The sequence below is a fragment of the Mycobacterium sp. E3305 genome (genome assembly GCF_001666785.1).
Lineage (GTDB): Bacteria > Actinomycetota > Actinomycetes > Mycobacteriales > Mycobacteriaceae > Mycobacterium.
This window is the reverse complement of sequence record NZ_LZJA01000303.1, coordinates 1-1088: the sequence shown is the minus strand read 5'-3', so window position 1 is coordinate 1088 and position 1088 is coordinate 1. Positions and strand designations below refer to the sequence as shown.

At 67.5% G+C, this 1088-nt stretch carries 1 protein-coding gene and 1 pseudogene; both read left to right on the top strand.

Annotation, left to right across the window (positions count from 1 at the left end):
* Positions 1 to 388, top strand: a pseudogene (locus A5701_RS26170) (serine/threonine protein kinase); the annotation flags it as partial.
* Between the two features lie 143 nt (positions 389 to 531).
* Entirely contained in the window at positions 532 to 1026 is a 495-nt protein-coding gene (locus A5701_RS27820) for a hypothetical protein (RefSeq protein WP_082950063.1), read from the top strand.
* Positions 1027 to 1088: the final 62 nt, after the last annotated feature.

The following is a 1088-nucleotide window of genomic DNA, read 5'->3' as shown; positions in this document are numbered from 1 at the left end:
CGTGCAGACCAACGAGTGTGGCGCGCAGGGCGCGGTGGTGCGGGTGCCGGTGGTGGCCACCCGGGTCGGCGACGCGCCCGCCGGGGTCAGCCTGGGCGACCCCGCGGAGGCCGTCGCCACGTCGACGGCCGCCGCCGCCCCGGTGCCGCCCGTGCTCGGCGCGGTGTGCGGCGACGTCGGCAAGCTGGCCTACGACCCGACCAACAGCGAGCAGATCGTCTGCGAGGGCAACAGCTGGGCCAAGGCACCGATCACGATGGGCGTGCACGCCTCCGGCAGTTCATGCGACCGGCCTGGCACCTCGGTGTTCGCCATGACCACCTCCAACGACGGCTACCTCTTGCAGTGCGATCCCGTCACGCGGACGTGGACCCGTCCGGTGGGGTAGTGCGTGTCCGGACCAATAGGTGACCTTCGGATTTGATATCACCAGCGCTATCACGTTCCAGAATCGTGTTGTCCTTAAGCCGGCACTCGTGTGAAGGACGTGGCGGGCCCCGGCGCGTTGACTGACTAGAGGAGGTCGGAACAATGGTGCGCCCACCGCCTGACGCCGACGACGCTGAAGTGCAGTTTGCCGCTGATGTGCTGCGGAAATTGTTGCGCCATATCGACTTCGAGAACAGCAGGCGTAGCAACCGCTATCTGGTCTCCCACGCTTGGACCGATGGGCCGATGATGTACCTGGTGTACGCGGCGCCACCGTCGGACAGAAGTTGGGGACTGGCCCGCGACACCAGGGAGTCAATCATCGACCCCGCCCCGTGGCCGAACTTGGACGAGGCGGTGCTCTACTACTATCTGCTCGATTTCGAGGAGAACCAGCCCTCCTCGTCTCTTGGCGGGCCGGGCGAGCCGGACACCATTTGGTGGTTCGGCTGCCCGGGCGAAGGCCTCCCGGCACGGCCATCAAGCATCCCTGAGGCGTGTCGGTGCACCCCATCGAACCGATCCCGGCCGCCCAATCCCAGAAGGGGCGAGAGCGGGCCCGCCCCGCAGCCCCGTCGATACGGCAATCCGCTCTGAGCGCAATGGCCTGGTCAGAGGGCTGCCTGACGCCGGCTCCGCGACACTTGTCGGTGCGCGGT